The following is a 17,893-nucleotide window of genomic DNA, read 5'->3' as shown; positions in this document are numbered from 1 at the left end:
GGGCTGATTCAGCATAGCGGAGGGATGCACCTCCACCTACTACTATTTTTCCCGGTCTGGACAACTCATGGGGAGCGCCGCTGGTACTCTTCGCGCAACCGGGCCAGGTAGCTCGCGGCCTCGGGAGAATCCTCCGCGGGCGCCCAGGGGGCGAAGGTCTTGTCGTTGGCGGGTGCATAGGGCCCGCTCTTCACCTCGAAGATCACCGTGTCCCTCGCGAGGGCGACGAGCCCATGGAAGATGCCCGGAGCCAGATCCACTCCGAACCGCTCGCCCCCCGCCTCCAGTCCCAGACAGTCGCGCACGCGGCCATCCTCCTCGAAGGTGAAGAAGGCCAGCATGCCGCGCAGCACCACCCAGGACTCGGCCTTCGGTGGCTCCAGGTGCCGATGCGGCCGCACGTAGCTGTCTGGCTGGATGACATTGAACATCCGGTGCAGCGGCTCATCCTCCGTCTTGTGCAAGGGGAGGATGATGCGTCGCCGGGGGCTCGTCCGGGAGGACTCGGTGGCCGCCTCGACCAGGGAGCGCGTGAGGACCACCAGCTCACCCGCGGGAGCATCCAGGGCACGTCGATGGGAAGAACTCATGAATCCGAGCGGAGCACAGGAGCACGGCGAGTGTCCAGGAAGCACGCTCCCCCCGGTCAGTCTGGATCGCCGGACAGACGGTTGAACTGGGTCACAAAGGAGGGCGCGCCGTAGCCCTGGGAGCGATACACATTGTCCCGCGTGGGTACGCGCACTTCGACATCCATCGTCACGAGAGGCTGGTGGACCTTGACCTGCTCCGCCTCCTTGCCGTGTGTCACGAGGATGTAACCGGCCCATGGGCTGGACACCGTGAGGGGGGTCCGACCCGCCAAGACCTCGGCGAGCACCTGGCCCTCCTGGACCGTGTCGAAGGACTTCACGTGCCACCTGACGATCGTGGCCACCGTCAAGCCTTCGTCGAAGCCGGAGATCATGACGTCGCGCAGTGCCATGCCGTTGTTCCTCGGATGAGGCGGCCAGGAACGGCCGCGCCTCCATCCAGCTATACCACCGCTGGCGCCAGGCAGGCTTCACACATGGTGAACAAGCCGCCAGACCGAGGACTGCCGGGTCACAGCCGGGCATGTCCACACGTCAAGCCTGACTTCAAAGTTTTACTTGGAATCCATGTTGTTCCGAGACAAGAAAATCTGTAGGTTGTCCCTTGGACGGAAAAGGGGACATTCGAGTGCGAAATCAAATGGGTTGGAGTGTACCGCCGCGGCTTGCCCTCATGGCGTTGATGATGTTGCCTGGCAAGGCGCTGGCGGCTTTTGGCATTACGCTGAGCGGTGGGGCCTACACCGTCGACACCAATGCGGGCCTTGTCTTCAAGGTCAACGGCTCCAATTGCGACATCACGTCGATCAAGTTCAATGGGGGAGCAGAGCTTCAATCCAGCAGCAAGGGGTCACACATTGGCTCGGGGCTCGGCTCCGCCACCGTGACGTCGTCGCTGTCGCCCTCGGGAACCTCGGGGGTGATCACCTGTAGTACCAGCACACTGACCCACTATTACGCGGTGCGGCGGAATGAAAACATCATCTACATGGCGACCTACATCGTGGTCGAGCCATCGGTCGGGGAGCTGCGTTGGATCACCCGGCTGAAGTCCAGTGTGCTGACGAACGTGCCCGCGCAGTCCGATTTGCGCGGCACCGATCACGCCGTGGAGAGCGCGGACGTTTTCGGTACGAGCAATGGCCAGACGAGGTCCAAGTACTATGGCAACCAGCAGGCCAGGGACCTCACCGTTCGAGGAGTCACCGGCAGCGGCGTCGGCGTGTTCATGGCATACGGCAATCGGGAGAGCGCTTCGGGTGGCCCGTTCTTCCGTGACATCCAGAACCAGACCGGCACCGACACCGAGGTCTACAACTACATGAACTCGGGTCACAACCAGACGGAGCCCTTCAGGACCGGTGTGTTGCACGGGCCATACGCGCTCGTCTTCACCTCGGGCGCCACGCCGGGTGTGCCGGACATGAGCTGGATGGCCGGCCTCGGTCTCACCGGTTGGGTCTCGGGCCGCGGCTATATCTCTGGCAAGGCCAGTGGCGTTGCCAGCGGGGTCGGCGCGCTCGTCGGCTTCGCCAACACCACCGCGCAATACTGGACCACGCCCGATGCCTCCACGGGGAACTTCTCCAGTCCCGCGATGAAGCCCGGTGTCTATACACAGACGCTCTACCAGGGGGAGCTGGCCGTGGCCACCCGCACCGTCACCGTGTACTCCGGCACCACCACCACCGGACAGAACATCACGTCCACCTGGCCGGAGCCCTCGGTCCTCTGGCGCATCGGCAGTTGGGACGGAACGCCCTCCTGGTTCGCCAATTCCAACCGATACCTCGACATGCATCCCTCGGACGTGCGGAATGTCTCCTGGGGACCGTTGACCTACACGGTCGGCAGCAGTGGTTTGAGCGGGTTCCCCGCCTATCAATGGAAGAGCGGTGCGAACAACCCCACCACGGTCAAATTCAATCTCACTTCCAGTCAAATCGCCGCCCGAACGGTGCGCATCGGCATCACCGCCGCATTCGCTGGAGGCCGCCCGCAGATCACGGTGAACAACTGGACGTCTTCGATTCCCTCGCCCTCGACCCAGCCCGACTCGCGCGGCATGACGATCGGCACCTATCGCGGCAACAACGCGCTGTACACCTATAGCGTGCCCGCCAGCGCCTTCGTCACCGGCACCAACACGATGACGATCAACATCGTCAGTGGCTCGAGCGGGAGTGCCTTCCTCAGCCCGGGCGTCGCCTACGACGCCGTCGACATGTACTGAGGGGCTCCGGCGCGGAGCCACCCTCACCCTGGCGCTGCCCCCCCAGCCCGGCCCAGACGGAGGCGCGAGCTTCGCGCCTCCTGTCAGACCCAAGCCCTCTCAAACGTCCACGCCGCGGTTCGCCTTGGTGTCATTCCCAACGAGTGGGAGGGGTTTTGCGGATTCCATCACGCGAAGCGTTGCTGTCGGAGCTGGATTCCCTGGGGTACGGCGCACGCATCGCGCGAGTGGCCACCCTGGGACGCGACACCCGGGGGTCCCCCGACCTCACACGGCTCATGGCCGAGTTCCTCTCCGGTGACGCCTACGAAGCGTGCCTCGCGCTCGAGCTGGCCCGTGGCGCTCGCGATGAAGTCACCCTGCTGCGAGGTCTCACCCATCCCTCCTGCCTCGTCCGCGGCCGGGCCGCCGCCTTCGCCGGGAAATTCATCCGGGATGACACGGCCCTCGAGCGGGCCCTTCCGGACCTGGCGCCCTTCGTCCGGCGCCGCATCCTCAAGGGCGTGGCACTCGCCCGGAGAGGGGCACTCGCGGCCCGCCTGCTCCCCTCCGTCCACTCCCGCCACGGTGCCGCCGAGGCCGCCCTCCTCCTCCCCGCCCTCGACGCGGAGGCGGTGCGACAACTCCTGCCTCGGCTCGGACACGAGGTCCATGGCTGGCGCACCCTCGTCCACCACCATCCGGACGTGGTGTTGGGCTTCATCCAATCGGACCTCGCCCACACTCCGGAGCGCGAGCGCGAACACCGCGCCACCACCTACCTGGCGGCACTGGAAGAACTGTCGCTGGATCATGGCGAGGCGGTGCTCGCCCTGGTCTGGGAGCTCCTTCCCCCGGATGCCCTGTCGAGAAGCGTCGAGTCCACCCTCCTGCCGCGGCTCATGCGCAACCACCCCGAGCAGGTCGCCGCGTTCCTCTCACGCCCGGCGTACCGCGAGCGGCTGAACGGCCGAGGCATCCCCAGGAGCGTGCTGCGCCGGGCCCGGGCCTTCTCCCACGCGCAGCGTGTCGCCCTCGGGCGAGCCCTCGCGGACGCCACCCATCACCTCGCGAGGTTCCTCGCGGCCCTGCCTCCTTCCGAGCGCGCGGCCGTCTACACCGATACCTTCGGGGGCGGGGTACCGCGCATCCAGCACTTCTTGCTGGTCAGGGCCCTGCCCCATGCCCTCCGTGATGCCGAGGCCACGCGCCTGCTCCGCCTCGAGCAGGAGCAGACGCTCAGCACCCTCTCCCTGCGCGACATCGAGCACGCGCGCGAGCCCCTCCAGGAGGCGGCCTCCGCCAGCAACGCCACGGAGCGCGCCCGTGCGCTCGAGCTGCTCGTGGAGTGCACCGGAGTCTCCCGCCGCGGAATGGGGGAGACACTCGCCTTCCTCGCGCGCATCAAGAACGAGCAGGACCCGGTCCGCGCCTCGGTCATGGGCGCACTGTCCCGGGTCCCTCCGTCTGTCTTCACCTCCGAGCACGTCCCCGCCCTGGAGACGCTGGTGACAGCCGTCCTCGATGCGCGGGACACCTCGCGCAGCACGGAGTCCATGCTGCGCGAGCTGATATTCAAGCTCCTCCGCGTTCACGCCACCTCGTCTGGCAGCCCCCTCTTCCGCTTCGTCCTCGACTCGCTGCGGAAGCTGGCGGGCCGGTTCGAGGCCCTCGAGATTCCCTCGCTGGAGAACCTGCCGCGCGGCACCGAGCATCTCATCCTCGAGGCCCTGCTCCCGAGGATTCAGGCCGCGGGTCAGCCGGAGCGCAACCCCCTCGTCATCGCCCTGGCCCGGGCGCTCGGAAGGCGCGCGTGGAACCTGGACTCGCTCCAGACCCTCCTCGAGCGCATCACCGAGGAAGACACCGATACGTTCGCGCTCCACGCCATCCAGCCCTGGCTCGCTCCGCCGCGCACGCGCGATGCCCGGGTGCGCAAGCTGCTCGATCTCGACGAGAGCGTCATCAACCTCGATCCCGTCTTCCACCACCTGCACCGGCACCGGCAGGAGTGGCTGGATCCCTTCCTCCAGGGGCGCAAGATCCCGGGCCGCTTCCTCTTCGGCTGGAATCCCTGGGTGCCCCGGGTCACCCACGGATTCCAGCGTTGGCTGCCGCGCCAGCAGGCCCGCTTCCGCGACCAGCTCCTGAACGCCGCGCGCCACATGGAGTTCAGCACGGCCCAACGGCTGAAAGACCTGTGGACCCTCCCCCGCCTCCAGGTCACCCGGGTGGAGGATCTCACGTCCTTCCTCCACTCGGAGGAGGTGCCCATCGTGGAAGGAGCGCTCGGCGCGCTCGCGTGGATGGACCAGCCGGAGCTGGCGTTGCCCGTGCTGCTGGAGTCGCTCGACGGAGACAGGGCCCGGGTGGCCATGTACGCGCTGCCGAGGGTGGCGCACCGCATGTCCCCCGGAAGGCGCTCCTCCCTGCTGACCGGGCTGCTCGCGCGCGAGCGACTCAAGGTGACCGTGCGCAAGGAGGGAGTGCGGATGCTCGGCGCCTTCCGGACGCCACACAGCCTGGCCCTGCTGCGACGGCAATGGGACACGCCCGGAGCCCACCGGGACGTCCGCATCGCCGTGGGACATGCCGCGCGCCGGCTGCTCGACCAGGAGCCCGCCTGGGAGCTGCTGGAGTCCCTGGCCCGAAGCCCGGACGCGGATGAGGCCGCGAGCCTCCTGAGCCCCCGTCCCGCGACACTCCCCCCGAGTCTCCGCCCCCGCTATGCCGCCCTCCTGCTGGAGGTGGCCCGGCGCCCGGAGCTCCACGTGCGCCGCAAGACTTTCAACGTGCTCCCGGATTGGTCCGCTGGAGCGGAGGAACTGATCGCCCGCGCCGCGGCCGGGTACGTGCTGGAGCTCTCCCTCCGCGCCGGATGGCAGGAAGCGGTGCAGGCCCTGGTGCAGGCGGTGCGTGACGGGAAGGCCTTCGAGCACCTCGTGTCCTGCGCGGCGGCGCTCCTCTCCGCTCCCGTCTCCAAGACGGAAGACACCAGGTCCGAGCGGGACGTCCCGGCACGCCAGCGGCTCAAGCAACTGTGCCAATCACTGCTGGCGCTGCCCGGACCGGTACGCCAGCGCCTGCGAACGCGCCTCGACGACGTCGCACGCGTGTTGAGCCGGGACGAGGCTCTGTGGCCCGAGAGTGCCGCGCTCCGTCTGGCCGGGCTCGATTGGCGTCAGGCCGATGAGCCCTCGGCGGTGCTGCTCGCATTGGAGGAGGAGACCCACGAGGAGCCCTTCTTCGCTCCGCAACTGGCCGCCGCGGTGGCCGCCGCGGTGAGCCCGAAAAGCGCCGAGTGGACGCCCGAGATCCTGTTGGAGGTCGCGGATCGGGTGGGCCCCCAGCTGCCGCTCGTGGCCGTGGCACTCGTCTCCGCCGCCGGACAACGGCTGGGTTGGCACGAGGACGCGGCGCGACGCCTGCGCGCGTTGCGCCAGCACCCACGTGCCGCCGTCCGGACCGCGGCCTACGCCACCGTCACCGCGAGCGAGTAGGCCCTCCTCGGCCTGCGCCTCCGGCGGCAGCGCGAGCCGGCGAAGGTGTCCCGGTCAAGCTGACTTCACTTTCAACGCTCGCCGTCTGACGATCAACGTCGTCAGTGGCTCGAGCGATAGCGCCTATCTCAGCCCAGGCGTCGCCTACCACGCTGTCGCGATGTACCGAGGCTGCGAGGCGGCGGTCTAGCCCACGCGGGCCAGGGCAAGCCGGCCCTCCCAGCGCTCCTCGAGCGCCTTGACCAGGCCCTGGTGCTCGGGGGATCGGAGCTGGGGATCCCGGGCGAGGATGGCGCGCGCCTCCTGCTGGGCGATCGAGATCAGATCCCCATCCCGGGCGAGGTTGGCCACGGCGAGCTCGGGCAGACCGCTCTGGCGCGTGCCGAGGAACTCCCCGGGGCCGCGGATCTCCAGGTCCTTCTCCGCGATGACGAAGCCGTCGCTGCTGTGCTCCATGACGCCCAGCCGCTCCGAGGACTCCAGGGAGGAGCGCGCCAGGTTGGCCACGAGGAAGCAATGGCTCTCCGCCGCGCCACGGCCCACGCGGCCCCGGAGCTGGTGGAGCTGGGACAGGCCGAAGCGCTCGGCGGACTCGATGGCCATCACCGACGCGTTGGGCACGTCCACGCCCACCTCCACCACGGTGGTGCACACGAGGATCTGGATGTGGTTCGCCCGGAAGGCGTCCATCACCGCGTCCTTCTCCTCGGGCTTCATGCGCCCGTGGAGCAGCCCCACCTCCACGCCCGGGAAGACCTGCCGCAGCTTGTCCACTCCCCGCGTGGCGTCCTCCAGGTCCAGCTTCTCCGACTCCTCCACGAGCGGATACACGACGTAGGCCTGATGGCCCTTGGCCACCTCGGCCGCCACGGCCTCGTAGACACGTGCGCGCTGTTTGTCATTGAAGACGCGCGTCTTCACCGGCGTGCGGCCCGGGGGCAGCTCGTCGATGACCGAGACGTCCAGGTCCCCATACAGCGTCATGGCCAGCGTGCGGGGGATGGGCGTGGCCGTCATCACCAGCACGTCCGGAAACACACCCTTGCTCATGAGCATGTGGCGCTGGAGCACGCCGAAGCGGTGCTGCTCGTCGATCACCACGAAGCCGAGCTTCTCGAAGGCGATCCCCTCCTGGATGAGGGCATGCGTGCCCACCGCCAGGTGGATCTCCCCGCGCGCCACGGCCTCGCGCACCTCGCGCTTCTTCTTCGCCGTCCCCGACGCACTCACCAGGCCCACCTTGAAGCCCAGCGGCTCGAGCAGCTTGCGGAAGGTGCGCTCGTGCTGCTCGGCGAGGATCTCCGTGGGCGCCATCACCGCCACCTGGTAGCCGTCACGCAGCGCCACGAGCGCGGACACCACCGCCACCGCCGTCTTGCCCGAGCCCACGTCGCCCTGCACCAGCCGGTTCATCGGCTCGTCGTGGCCCATGTCCCGGGAGATCTCCTCGATGACGCGCTTCTGCGCCCCGGTGAGCTCGAAGGGCAGCGCCGCGCGCGCCTGCTCCAGGCGCGAGGCCGACACATCGAAGGCGATTCCCTTCTCCGTCTTCTTTCCCTGGCGCTTGAGCCCCATGCCCAGTTGCAGGAAGAACAGCTCGTCGAATGCCAGACGCCGGTGGGCCGGGCTCAGGTGCTTGTCCAGCATCTCCGGATCCGCGCTGCCCGCCGGGAAGTGGATGGCCCGCAGCGCCTCGGGCAGCGTCATCAGCTCCAGCTTCTCGCGCAGGGGGGCCGGCAGCGGCTCCTCCAGGTGGCTCGCGTAGGACTCGCTCACCACCGAGGCCAGCTCGCGGAACGAGCGTTGGTCACCCCGCTCGAAGCCCGGGTACACCGGGACGATGCGGTTGAAGTGCACCGAGGACACCTCGAGGTCCTCGGCGGGCTCGATCTCCGGGTGGGACATTTCACGGCCGGACAGGGAGGCGCGCACCTCGCCCGAGAGCACCAGGCGCTTGCCCACGGGGAAGCGCTGCTGGAGCCAGGGGCCGGCGTTGAAGTACGTGGCGGCGATGCTCCCCGTGCGGTCCGCCACCACGGCGCGGAACATGCGCTTGCCGCCGGTGCGGCTCGGCACGAAGTCCGCCATCTTCACCACGCCCACCGTCACGCCGCGCTCTCCCGGCATCAGCTCGGAGATCGTCTGCAGCTTGCGCCGGTCCTCGTAGCAGCGCGGCAGCAGGAAGAGGATGTCCCCCACACGCCGCAGGCCCTTCTTGTTGAGCGCCGCCAGCAGCCGGGGGCCGAGCTTCTTGCCCATCGTCTTGAGGGGGATCGCCAGCGGCCCCGAGCGCGGGGCGATCGACAACAGCTTCGCCTCGGCGCGCGACTCCTCCTGCCCCTTGGCCACCCGCTTCTTCTTGCGCCGGGCGGGCGCCTTGTCCTCGGTGGGGGGCACGGGCGCGCTCCCCCCGGCGGGTGGAGAAGCCACGGACGGACGGGCCACCATGGGAGGCCTCGCCGCGGAGGGCAGCCGGGTGGTGGAGGGAGACCGGGCCGCCGGAGAAGCAACCGCCGTCGGAGCTGGCCGCGCCGCCGGGGGACGTCCGGGTTCAGGGGGCCGAGGAGGCGGCGTGCTCCGGGGCTCCGGGGAACCATGCAGGGGCTCGGTGGCCTTCCAGGCCGGCACGAGCCCGGCCTTCGGCTTGCCGGGCCCCTCTCCCGACGTCTTCACCGGGACGGCCGCCACCTGGGCGAGCTCCTCGGGCAGGGGGACACCACTCAAGCGCAGGCCGGCCACCACGCCGCGCAGGGCGTCCTTGCGCCGCTCGAGCGTGGGATGGTCGACATGGGGCAGCGCGGCGCGCAGGTGCCGGAGCGCCTCCGCGTCCACCCCGGTCGCTCCCGCGAGCGCGCTCTCCAGGAGGACGCGCAGGTTCTTCACCGTGGACAGGTGGGCGAAGTCACTCCGGCAGGCGTACCGCATGGGTCCAACGAGGCTGGCGAGCGGATGGTTCACGGTCTTGTCCAAATGTTCAGTGTAAACCGCGCCCCGCTCGCCGCCCATCCAAACGAGAAAGGGGAGCGGGCTCGCGCGCGCTCCCCTGTTCGACTGCTCGCGGCCGAGGACTCAAGACTCCGGCAGCGGCTCGTCCTCGGGATCCTCGAAGCGGATGGCCTGGACCTCGTACTCGCGCACGCCGCCAGGGCTCTGCACGGTCGCGATGTCGCCTTCCTTCTTGCCGATGAGCGCGCGGGCCACCGGCGACGTCACGGCGATCCACCGCTTCTTCAGGTCCGCCTCCAGCTCGCCCACCAGGCGGTAGGACACCGTCTTGTCGGACTCCACGTCCAGCAGCTCCACCGTGGCGCCGAAGACGACCTTGTCACCGCCGAGCTTGGCCGGATCGATCACCTCGGCCCGGGCAATCCAATCATTGAGGTCCAGGATGCGGCCCTCGATGTGGGACTGCTTCTCCTTGGCCGCGTGGTACTCGGCGTTCTCGCGCAGGTCTCCGTGCGCGCGCGCCACTTCGATCTCCCGGGAGATTTTTCCGCGCTCAACGGACTGAAGGTGCTTCAGTTCCGCCTTCAGCTTCCGCAGACCCGACGGGGTCATCGGAATGTTCCCGCTGCCGGTCATCGACACCGCTCCTTCCCACGTCCATTCGAGGTGAAGGCCGAGACCCGCCCCATCTCGTGGACGGGGGGCCTCGGCCGAGGGGCGAAAGTGTAGGAGACGGGCGCCATCCCGGTCAACGAAACCCGCGAGCCCCCACCCATCTTCTGGCATGCTGACACACCGTGCTGTCCATCCAGGAATTGCGCGCGCTCGGCGCCTCCCTGCCCTCCGGGGCCTTCCGCCGTCAACTCGGTCCCTTCGTGCTCATCCAGCGAGCGCCGGGCCGCCCCTCCAGCGCAGTGCTCGAACCCACGCGCGTGGCCTCCTCCGGAGACATCGAGCGGGGCATGCTCTCGCTGCTCTTCGAGTTCGAGGATCTGCTCATCACCACGCTGCCGCCGCTGGCGCGCGTGGAGGCGCTGAGCGTGGGGCGGCTGCCCGACTGCGACGTGTTCGTCGATGACCCCTCCGTGTCCAAGCGCCACGCGGAGCTGCGGTGGACGGAGAGCCCGGCGCGCTGCACGGTGAAGGACCAGGGCTCCACCAACGGCACCTTCCTCAACGCCAACTCGCTGGGCACGCGAGAGGCGACGCTCAAGGATGGGGACATCCTGAGCTTTGGCAACGTGCAGTTCTGGTTCCTGATGACGGACACGCTGCACGCCCGGCTCCGGGCGACGCGGCGCTGAAAGCCCCCCTCAGGGCAGCTTGCCCGCGGCGGGGTTCTTGCGCGCGGTGGAGAAGGCGCCCCGGAGCGCGTCCACCGAGCCCCCCACCTCGCCCGCGTACTGCACGGCGTGGATGGTGTAGCGACCGAGCACGTCCTCCAGGCGCCCATACACCCGCTTGAGGTCCGCGTTGTTGCGCGAGTCGAGCGCGCAGCGCGACTCCCGCTCGCGCAGCCGCCGCAGCCATCCGGTGCGGAAGGCCATCCACTGGGCATCCACGGTATGGGCCGGCGAGGCACGCACGAGCTTCTCGCGCGCGGACTCCAGCTCGGACCACAGCGCGTCCGCCGCGTCGAGACACTCGCGGTAGGTGAGCACCGGCTCGTCGGACACGAAGCGCGAGGGGTTCATCTCCGCCACCGAGCGCGTCACGCTGATGATGACCCCCAGACAGAACGCCACCACCACGACGATGTAGAGACCGTAGGCGGCGGCGCGGAAGGGACGGTAGCGGGGGTCGAGCGTGGTCACGGGGCCCCGTCTTACGACCGGGAGCCCCTCGTGGCAACGGCTGAGAACGCGCGAGCCCCGCGGGTGTTCATTGCGCCGGAGCGGGAGCCGGAGTGCCCGGAGCGGGAGCCGGAGTGGGCACCGTCACGGGCACCAGGGGTCTGGCGGCGGCGGGGGCCGCGGCCGGAGCCGCCGCGGCGGCCTCGGCACCTCCCGACCGCTGCCGGCGGATGGAGCTCTGCCGGCTGCGCATCTGGGGAGCGAACTCACTGGCCGGATAGGTGGCCAGGGCCTCCTGCACGGTGGCCATCGCCTTGTCCAGGTCGTTCGTCTCCTGGTACGACTGCGCGAGCAGCAGCATGGCGTAGTCGCGCGTCTTGGAGCGCTTGTCGCCCGCGACGAAGCGCGCCAGCAGCGGCACCGCCTGCTCGTGCTTGCGCTCGTTGTTGTAGGCCACGCCCAGGAAGAAGGACGCGTCCAGGAGCTGCTCCTGGGGCGGGTTCATCGCCACGAAGCGCGAGATCTCGTCGATGGTCGCCTTCATCTCGTTGCGGCGGAAGGCCGCCTTGCCCCGCTCGAACGCCGCGTCGCCAATCTCACGCCGCAGCAAGGCCGCCTGGTTGTTGAGCGCGGCGCGCTCCAGGGCCGTCAGGCGCGAGGTGTCCAGCTTCACCAGCTCGTCCACGCCCTTGAGCCGCTCGTCCCCGGGCAGGTTGGTCATCAACCGGAAGACCTCGTTGGCCGCGCGCTGGGAGGCCTGCACCGCCGTCTGCTCCGCGCGCTGCTTGTCCAGTTGGGCCGTGAGCTCGGTCACCGTCTTCTCCAGCCGCTCACGCTCGGCCGTCGCGTTGGAGGAGCGCGAGGACATCACCATCGTCGCGCCGCCCACGCACAACGCCGCGAAGAGCACGTACGCCACGCCGGAAGAAATCCACTGCCGCTTCTGGAGATCCTCGTGACGCTTGCCAATCGCCTTCACTTCCGCGTGAAGGTTCTTGAGCAGGTTGTCCGTCTTGATCACGAGGTTGCGGGACTCGATGACCTCCTTGCGGATCTCACTCAATTCCTTGGAGTCGTACTCGGACTTCGTCTCGGCAGCCATGGACAAGTTCCTGTTGGGCCCGGAAGTGCTCTCGGCCTCTGCGCGCATCGTGAAGGGCTCCCTCGGGCGGCGCTCTCGCGGCACCCCGTTATCTGTCGGCCCGGGAACAGGCCTTGGCCCCCGAGGAATTTCCGGGGACCCGGTGAAAAAACCAAGCGGACAGGAGGGCAGGCCCCCGCTCAAGGCATGCTGAAGGTCCGGACCGGATCCGGCGCCAGCAGGTACGTCACCCCCAGGGAGAACCAGTTACCACCCGCGTTGTAGGACGCCAGATTCTTGTAGGGGCTGTCTCCCGTCCCCGAGGGCGGGGGCTTGTTCTGGTAGGGGCTCTGCCCCCGGGCGAACGCCAACCGGTACTCGGCCGTGATCGCCCAGTGGGTGGACAAGCGCACGGTCGCCCCCACGGTGCCCACCCACGGCTGGACGATGGACTCCCTGCGCCCCACCCCCTCCACCAGGGAGTAGGCCAACGAGGGTCCCGTCTCCACGCCGATGAAGGGGACGACGCCCTGGGGCGTGAGGATCTCCAGCAGTCCCTGGAAGCGCAGGCCCAGCAGGGCACCGTAGGTGATGTTGGTGTGGAGGGGGGCGTTGGTCAGCCGCAGTTGCTGGTGGGTGTAGAACAGATCGATGCCCACCTCGATGAAGTCCGTGACCGAGTAGCCGAAGGTGGCCGTGGCGAAGGGGCCTGCCGGGGTCTCGCGCGAGCACCCCTCGGAGCACTCGAAGCCCGGCAACGCGTAGAAGCTGTCGAAGAACGTGTTGTTGCTCGACAAGCGCACCCCGCCCTGGACGGTGATGCGGCCCACTCCGTTGAGGGGCACCAGCTCCTCGGATTCCTCCTGGGCGGAGGCCGTGGCGGCGGCGAGCAGCAGAGCGAAAAGCACGAAGCCACGCATCGCTCAGGCGTCCTTCAGTCGCAGCGCGATCTCGAGGAACGTGGTCCGGCGGCGCGAGAGCGCGGCGAGCAGGCACCACACCACGCACCGCGAGCCGAACTCGCGCCGGATGAGGCCCACGTGGGCCAGCACGTCCCTCAGGGTGATGACACCGAGCATCCGACCTTCTCTCCTCGCACCAGGGTGCTACAGGGTGGTGGCGCACCGTAGCAACGGCCTCCGGAGCGTCAACTTTTCGTCCCCGCCGGCCGCAGCGCGCGCCGCTCCAGCTCCAGCAGCGGCACCTCGAGCACCACCACCGTGCCGTGGATGCAGGGCGGATGGAAGTCCGCCGCGTCCAGCTCGCCCAGCAGCGCCCGGAGCTTGCCCTCGGAGAGCTGGCCCTCGGCGTGACGCGCGGCATGACAAGCGAGCACGCGCAGGGGCTCGGCGAGCGCCACCGCGTCCAGCGCCGAGCCCGGAGGCGGCAGCGCACGCGCCAGGGCCTCCAGGAGGGCGCGCGCGTCGGCCCCCACCAGCGCGGGAGGCACCGCCTTGAGCGCCAGCGTCGTGCCGCCAAAGGGCTCCACCTCCACCCCCAGCCGGGCGAGCGCCTCCTGCCCCTCCACCAGCGTGCGGGCCACCGGCACCGTCAATTCCACCGTGGCGCCGAAGAGCGTGGGCACCGGCGGCTCCGCGCGCTGAAGCGCCTTGTGGAAGGCCATCAGCCGGGCGCGCTCCAGCGCGGCGTGCGCGTCCAGCACCACCAGCGTGCCCCCGGAGCCCTCGCACACGTGGAAGCGCTCGCCGAGCACCCCCATGGGCCGCAACGCGCCGAAGTAGCCCGGCGGCGGGGCCTCGTTGAGCAAGGGCTGGGCCTGGCCGAAGGCGGGCGCCCGGCCGGGTAGCAGTGGGCTCGGCGCCGAGGACGCGAAGAGGGAGCCGTTGGCCTGGGGCGGCGCGGGAGCATCCGCGTCCTGGGTGCCGGGAACGGGCAGGGGCGCGCCCCAGGTGGCCTCCTGCGCGCGGGTGAGGAAGCGCTCCACGGCCATGGCGTAGTGCGCGGCCTGCCGGGGCGGCTCCATCGCGCCGCCCTCCCCCGCCGGCGGTCCCAGCCACGGCGCGGCCCGCAGCGCCCGGGAGATGGCGGCGTTCACCGCGTCCCCCACCCCCTTGGCGTCCGCGAAGCGCACCTCGAGCTTCTGCGGATGCACGTTCACGTCCACCGCGCGCGGATCCATGTCGATGAAGAGCACCACCACCGGCTGGCGCCCGGCGGCGAGGAACTCCTGGAAGGCACGCTGGATGGCGCTGTTGAGGCCCCGGTCCCGGATGTAGCGGCGGTTGACGAAGGTATAGATGCCGCGCGCGTTGGGCAGCGTGTACTCGGGCGAGGCGATGTAGCCGGTGACGTTCACCCCCAGCCGCCGCTCCTCCACCGCCACCAGGTGCGGGTGCACCCCGGGGCCCAGCGCCGCGGCGATGCGCTCGCGGGGATCCGTGGGGCTCGCGGGGCTGGTGAAGAGCGCCTGGCCCCCGTGCTCCACGAAGAAGGACACGTCCGGGTGCGCGAGCGCCAGCCGGATGACGGCCTCCTCCGCGTGCTGCAGCTCCGTGGACTCGCGCCGCATGAACTTGCGCCGCGCGGGCGTGTTGTAGAACAGGTCCTCCACCGAGATGACCGTGCCCACGCGCGGCGGCGCCTCCTCCACCACCGGCTCGCCCCCGCCCTCCACGGTGATGCGCGTGCCCACGTAGGACTCGCGCTCGGCCGTGTGCAGGGTGAAGCGTGACACCGAGGCGATGGCCGGCAGCGCCTCGCCCCGGAAGCCCTTGGTGCTCAGCGTGAACAGGTCGTCCAGCTCGCGCAACTTGCTCGTGGCGTGGCGCTCGAGGCTCAGCCGGGCGTCCTCGGCGTTCATCCCCTGCCCGTCGTCGGAGATGGTGATGCGCCCGAGCCCTCCGCGCTCGAGCGCCACGCGCACCGTGCGGGAGCCGGCGTCGATGGAATTCTCCACCAGCTCCTTCACGACGGACGCGGGACGTTCCACCACCTCGCCGGCGGCGATCTTGTTGACGAGGGCATCACTGAGGCGGGCGATACGTGCCATGAGAGGTCATATCCTGTACGGGACCCGGCACGTTGGCCAGTAAAGCGGACGCAACGCGGCTGACAAGCGGCCCCCAGGTGCGCTATCACGCCCCCTCCCGTATGGAAGCAACTCAAGCGAGCAAGGGCGGCCTGCGCGTCGCGGTGACGGGCGCGGCGGGCGACCTGGGCCGGCTGCTGCTGCCGCAGCTGGAGCAGGATGCCGACGTGGAGAGCATCCTCGTGCTGGACGTGGCCAAGCCCGAGGGCTCCAAGGTCGACTACCACCGCGTGGACCTCACGCGCCACGACGCAGAGAGCGAGCTGTCCGACGCGCTCGCCGAGCACGCCGTGGACGTCTTCTACCACCTGGCCTTCCTCTACGGGCCGGTGCGCGATGGCTCGCTCGCGCACGAGCTCGAGGTGATTGGCACGATGAACGTGCTGAGCGCGGTGGGCCGCGCGCGGGTGCCCCGGCTCATCGTCCCCTCGCTCACGGCGCTCTATGGGGCGCGCGCCAGCCACCCCGCCCTGCTCCCCGAGGAGACGCCCCTCATGGGCTGCCCCGGCAGCCGCTTCATCACCGACAAGGTCGAGGTGGAGAAGCAGGTGCGCGCCTTCCGCGAGCGCCACCCGGAGACGCGCGTCATCGTCCTGCGCTTCGCGCCCATGTTCGGCCCGAACATGGACAACCCCGCGACCCGCATGCTCGCCCACCGCGTGGTGCCCACGCTGCTCGGGTACGATCCGCTCTGGCAGGCGCTGCACGAGGAGGACGCCGCGCGCGCGCTGTACCAGGCGCTGAGCGCCAACGCCGAGGGTGAGTTCAACATCGTCGGCCGCGGAGTCCTGCCGCTCTCCGGGCTCATCCGCCAGGCGGGCGCCACGCCCCTGCCCCTGCCCGGCCCGCTCTTCCGCGCCACCCTGCAGACGATGACGTCACTCGGGGGGCCGGGCTTTCCCTCGTCGCTGCTGGACTACATGCACTACGGGTGGGTGGCCAACGGCGAGCGCGCCGAGGAAGAGCTCGGCTTCATTCCCATGTTCCACGCCCGGGATGCCGTGGCGGCGATACGAAGGAGCTGAGCCATGGCCAGGTCACGAGCCACCCCGCCGCGCGCCTCCGTGTCCCCCAAGGCCCGCGCGAAGTCCGCCCCGGCCGAGTCCGTGAAGCCCGCGTCCTCCGCCGAGGCGGCGAGGAAGCCGGCTCCGGCGAACGAGGCGAAGAAGCAGGCCGCCGGAGCGAAGCAGAAGCCCGCGCGCCCGGCGGAGCCCCAGGCCTCGGAGGCGCCCAAGGCCGCCGCTCCGAAGAAGAAGGCCGCGACCTCCAAGAACAAGCCCTCCGGGAAGACGCGCGCGCCCGCCACGGCCGTCCGCTCCGCCCCGGTGGAGGGACAGACGCCCACGGCGCCTACGGCCCTGGAGACGACACCTCCGACCGGGGTGAGTCCCGCCACGGAGGCCGAGATGGGCCTCGCGGCGGAGCCGGCCACGCCCTCGGCCCCAGTGGTCCACACCGCCCCCGAGGCCCCGATGCCTGGGCGGGAGGAGCGGCTTCACCCCAGGACGCAGGAGGCCGAGGTGCTCGCGGTCGAGTCGGCCCTGCTGGAGCAGGAGGCGGCCCAGGCGGGGATGGAGGAGACGCGGCGGGGCATCGAGGAAGTGCTGAGCGAGCCGGTGCCCGAGGGACCCGTGGACGTGCCGGGCTTCGAGACCGAGCAGGCACCATCCGAGACGGAGGCCACGCCCGAAGTGGAGCCCGTGCTCGATGGGCCCAAGACGCTCGACACGACGGGTCCCTCGGATCTGTTCTTCACGGCGACCTCACCGGGAGCCGAGCCGCCACGGATGCGGACGCGGATGTCGGGGCTGCTCTCGTTGGCCAGGCAGATCGCCTTCCAGACGCTGGCGAGCGAGCGGGTGAGCCGGACGGTGGTGTCGGCGCGGGGCATGGTGGACGCGGCGCTCACGAGCCTGGGGCTCGGGGGGAGCACGTCGGTCGACGAGTACGGCAAGGACGCGGCGCTCGGAGGGGTGCTGCAGCCAGTGGTGGACTTCCTCTACGAGCACTACTGGCGGGTGTCGGTGCAGGGGGCGAGCCACGTGCCGACGGGGCCGGTGCTGCTGGTGGCCAACCACTCGGGGGCGCTGCCCTTCGACGGGCCCATGTTGCAGCAGGCGCTCTCGCGCGAGCGGCCGGACCTGCAGGAGGCGCGCTGGCTGGCGGAGGACCAGGTGTTCCACGCGCCGATGATGGGCACGCTGATGAACCGGCTGGGGGCGGTGCGCGCCTGCCCGGAGAACGCGCTGCGGCTGTTGGACGAATTGCGCCCGGTCATCGTCTTCCCCGAGGGCAGCCAGGGCATGGGCAAGCCGTTCGCCCAGCGCTACCAGCTCAAGCGCTTCGGCCGGGGAGGCTTCGTGAAGCTGGCGCTGCGCACGGGCGCGCCCATCGTCCCGGTGGCCATCGTGGGGGCCGAGGAGACGGTGCCGCTGTTGGGCAAGCTGCCGGCGGGCTTCCTGGGTCTGGACTACCTGCCGGTGACGCTGCCGCCTCTGCCGGCGCGCTGGACGCTGCGCTTTGGCGAGCCCATCAGCATGGGCGACCTGCCCCCCGAGGCCGCCGAGGACCTCTCCCAGGTGCAGCGGCTCACCGAGCGCACCCGCGAGTCCATCCAAGGCATGTTGCAGGCCCTCCTCAAGGAGCGCCGCTCCGTCTTCTCGGGGTGAAGGGTTTCAAGTGCGCCACCAGTAGCCGCTCTGAGGGCTCAGAGCAGCTG

14 protein-coding genes are annotated in these 17,893 nt (G+C 69.9%); 5 read left to right on the top strand and 9 right to left on the bottom strand.

Annotation, left to right across the window (positions count from 1 at the left end; genetic code table 11):
* Nucleotides 1-65: 65 nt before the first annotated feature.
* Together CYFUS_RS21575 and CYFUS_RS21570 are read right to left on the bottom strand one after the other, a co-directional pair.
* Nucleotides 66-590 (bottom strand): WbuC family cupin fold metalloprotein, encoded by a 525-nt coding sequence (locus tag CYFUS_RS21575; protein ID WP_095986931.1) that lies wholly within the window; start codon nt 588-590, stop codon nt 66-68.
* A 56-nt stretch (nt 591-646) separates the two neighbouring features.
* Entirely contained in the window at nt 647-985 is a 339-nt protein-coding gene (locus CYFUS_RS21570) for a biotin/lipoyl-containing protein (RefSeq protein ID WP_095986930.1), read from the bottom strand.
* A gap of 281 nt (nt 986-1,266) precedes the next feature.
* Between CYFUS_RS21570 and CYFUS_RS21565 the strand changes: the two genes are divergently transcribed.
* On the top strand, nt 1,267-2,826 hold the full coding sequence (locus tag CYFUS_RS21565) for a rhamnogalacturonan lyase B N-terminal domain-containing protein (RefSeq protein ID WP_198316674.1): 1,560 nt from the start codon (nt 1,267-1,269) through the stop codon (nt 2,824-2,826).
* A gap of 155 nt (nt 2,827-2,981) precedes the next feature.
* On the top strand, nt 2,982-6,305 hold the full coding sequence (locus tag CYFUS_RS21560) for a hypothetical protein (RefSeq protein WP_095986928.1): 3,324 nt from the start codon (nt 2,982-2,984) through the stop codon (nt 6,303-6,305).
* A 186-nt stretch (nt 6,306-6,491) separates the two neighbouring features.
* Here the strand turns inward: CYFUS_RS21560 and recG are convergent, their stop codons facing one another.
* A complete protein-coding gene (recG, locus tag CYFUS_RS21555) occupies nt 6,492-9,311 on the bottom strand; it encodes an ATP-dependent DNA helicase RecG (protein ID WP_095986927.1) in 2,820 nt (939 codons plus the stop codon).
* A 63-nt stretch (nt 9,312-9,374) separates the two neighbouring features.
* On the bottom strand, nt 9,375-9,887 hold the full coding sequence (gene greA / locus CYFUS_RS21550) for a transcription elongation factor GreA (protein WP_095986926.1): 513 nt from the start codon (nt 9,885-9,887) through the stop codon (nt 9,375-9,377).
* 161 nt (nt 9,888-10,048) lie between these two features.
* Between greA and CYFUS_RS21545 the strand changes: the two genes are divergently transcribed.
* Nucleotides 10,049-10,555, top strand: coding sequence for an FHA domain-containing protein (locus CYFUS_RS21545; RefSeq protein ID WP_071900150.1), 507 nt, complete (start codon nt 10,049-10,051; stop codon nt 10,553-10,555).
* A gap of 9 nt (nt 10,556-10,564) precedes the next feature.
* Here the strand turns inward: CYFUS_RS21545 and CYFUS_RS21540 are convergent, their stop codons facing one another.
* From CYFUS_RS21540 to mutL, 5 genes are all read right to left on the bottom strand, one after another.
* On the bottom strand, nt 10,565-11,065 hold the full coding sequence (locus CYFUS_RS21540; RefSeq protein ID WP_095986925.1) for a hypothetical protein: 501 nt from the start codon (nt 11,063-11,065) through the stop codon (nt 10,565-10,567).
* A 67-nt stretch (nt 11,066-11,132) separates the two neighbouring features.
* Entirely contained in the window at nt 11,133-12,146 is a 1,014-nt protein-coding gene (locus CYFUS_RS21535; protein WP_198316672.1) for a tetratricopeptide repeat protein, read from the bottom strand.
* A 179-nt stretch (nt 12,147-12,325) separates the two neighbouring features.
* Nucleotides 12,326-13,045, bottom strand: coding sequence for an outer membrane beta-barrel protein (locus CYFUS_RS21530; RefSeq protein ID WP_095986923.1), 720 nt, complete (start codon nt 13,043-13,045; stop codon nt 12,326-12,328).
* Nucleotides 13,046-13,048: 3 nt separating this feature from the next.
* The gene (locus CYFUS_RS52820; protein WP_232537698.1) at nt 13,049-13,204 is read right to left on the bottom strand and encodes a hypothetical protein; all 156 of its coding nucleotides are present in this window, start codon (nt 13,202-13,204) and stop codon (nt 13,049-13,051) included.
* Nucleotides 13,205-13,272: 68 nt separating this feature from the next.
* Nucleotides 13,273-15,135 (bottom strand): DNA mismatch repair endonuclease MutL, encoded by a 1,863-nt coding sequence (gene mutL, locus CYFUS_RS21525; RefSeq protein ID WP_095986922.1) that lies wholly within the window; start codon nt 15,133-15,135, stop codon nt 13,273-13,275.
* Between the two features lie 101 nt (nt 15,136-15,236).
* Between mutL and CYFUS_RS21520 the strand changes: the two genes are divergently transcribed.
* Together CYFUS_RS21520 and CYFUS_RS21515 are read left to right on the top strand one after the other, a co-directional pair.
* Nucleotides 15,237-16,199, top strand: a complete 963-nt coding sequence (locus tag CYFUS_RS21520) for an SDR family oxidoreductase (RefSeq protein ID WP_095986921.1) — start codon at nt 15,237-15,239, stop codon at nt 16,197-16,199.
* A gap of 3 nt (nt 16,200-16,202) precedes the next feature.
* Entirely contained in the window at nt 16,203-17,843 is a 1,641-nt protein-coding gene (locus tag CYFUS_RS21515) for a lysophospholipid acyltransferase family protein (RefSeq protein ID WP_198316670.1), read from the top strand.
* Nucleotides 17,844-17,893: the final 50 nt, after the last annotated feature.

The sequence above is a fragment of the Cystobacter fuscus genome (assembly GCF_002305875.1).
Lineage (GTDB): Bacteria > Myxococcota > Myxococcia > Myxococcales > Myxococcaceae > Cystobacter > Cystobacter fuscus_A.
Note: the sequence above shows the minus strand (reverse complement) of the source record. Positions and strands in the feature narration are given on the sequence as shown.

Coding starts and splice junctions, on each gene's coding strand:
- CYFUS_RS21520 (WP_095986921.1), top strand. CDS start 15,237: ATGGAAGCAACTCAAGCGAGCAAGGGCGGCCTGCGCGTCGCGGTGACG.
- CYFUS_RS52820 (WP_232537698.1), bottom strand. CDS start 13,204: ATGCTCGGTGTCATCACCCTGAGGGACGTGCTGGCCCACGTGGGCCTC.
- greA (WP_095986926.1), bottom strand. CDS start 9,887: ATGACCGGCAGCGGGAACATTCCGATGACCCCGTCGGGTCTGCGGAAG.
- CYFUS_RS21570 (WP_095986930.1), bottom strand. CDS start 985: ATGGCACTGCGCGACGTCATGATCTCCGGCTTCGACGAAGGCTTGACG.
- mutL (WP_095986922.1), bottom strand. CDS start 15,135: ATGGCACGTATCGCCCGCCTCAGTGATGCCCTCGTCAACAAGATCGCC.
- CYFUS_RS21575 (WP_095986931.1), bottom strand. CDS start 590: ATGAGTTCTTCCCATCGACGTGCCCTGGATGCTCCCGCGGGTGAGCTG.
- CYFUS_RS21515 (WP_198316670.1), top strand. CDS start 16,203: ATGGCCAGGTCACGAGCCACCCCGCCGCGCGCCTCCGTGTCCCCCAAG.
- CYFUS_RS21565 (WP_198316674.1), top strand. CDS start 1,267: ATGGCGTTGATGATGTTGCCTGGCAAGGCGCTGGCGGCTTTTGGCATT.
- recG (WP_095986927.1), bottom strand. CDS start 9,311: ATGGGCGGCGAGCGGGGCGCGGTTTACACTGAACATTTGGACAAGACC.
- CYFUS_RS21530 (WP_095986923.1), bottom strand. CDS start 13,045: ATGCGTGGCTTCGTGCTTTTCGCTCTGCTGCTCGCCGCCGCCACGGCC.
- CYFUS_RS21535 (WP_198316672.1), bottom strand. CDS start 12,146: ATGGCTGCCGAGACGAAGTCCGAGTACGACTCCAAGGAATTGAGTGAG.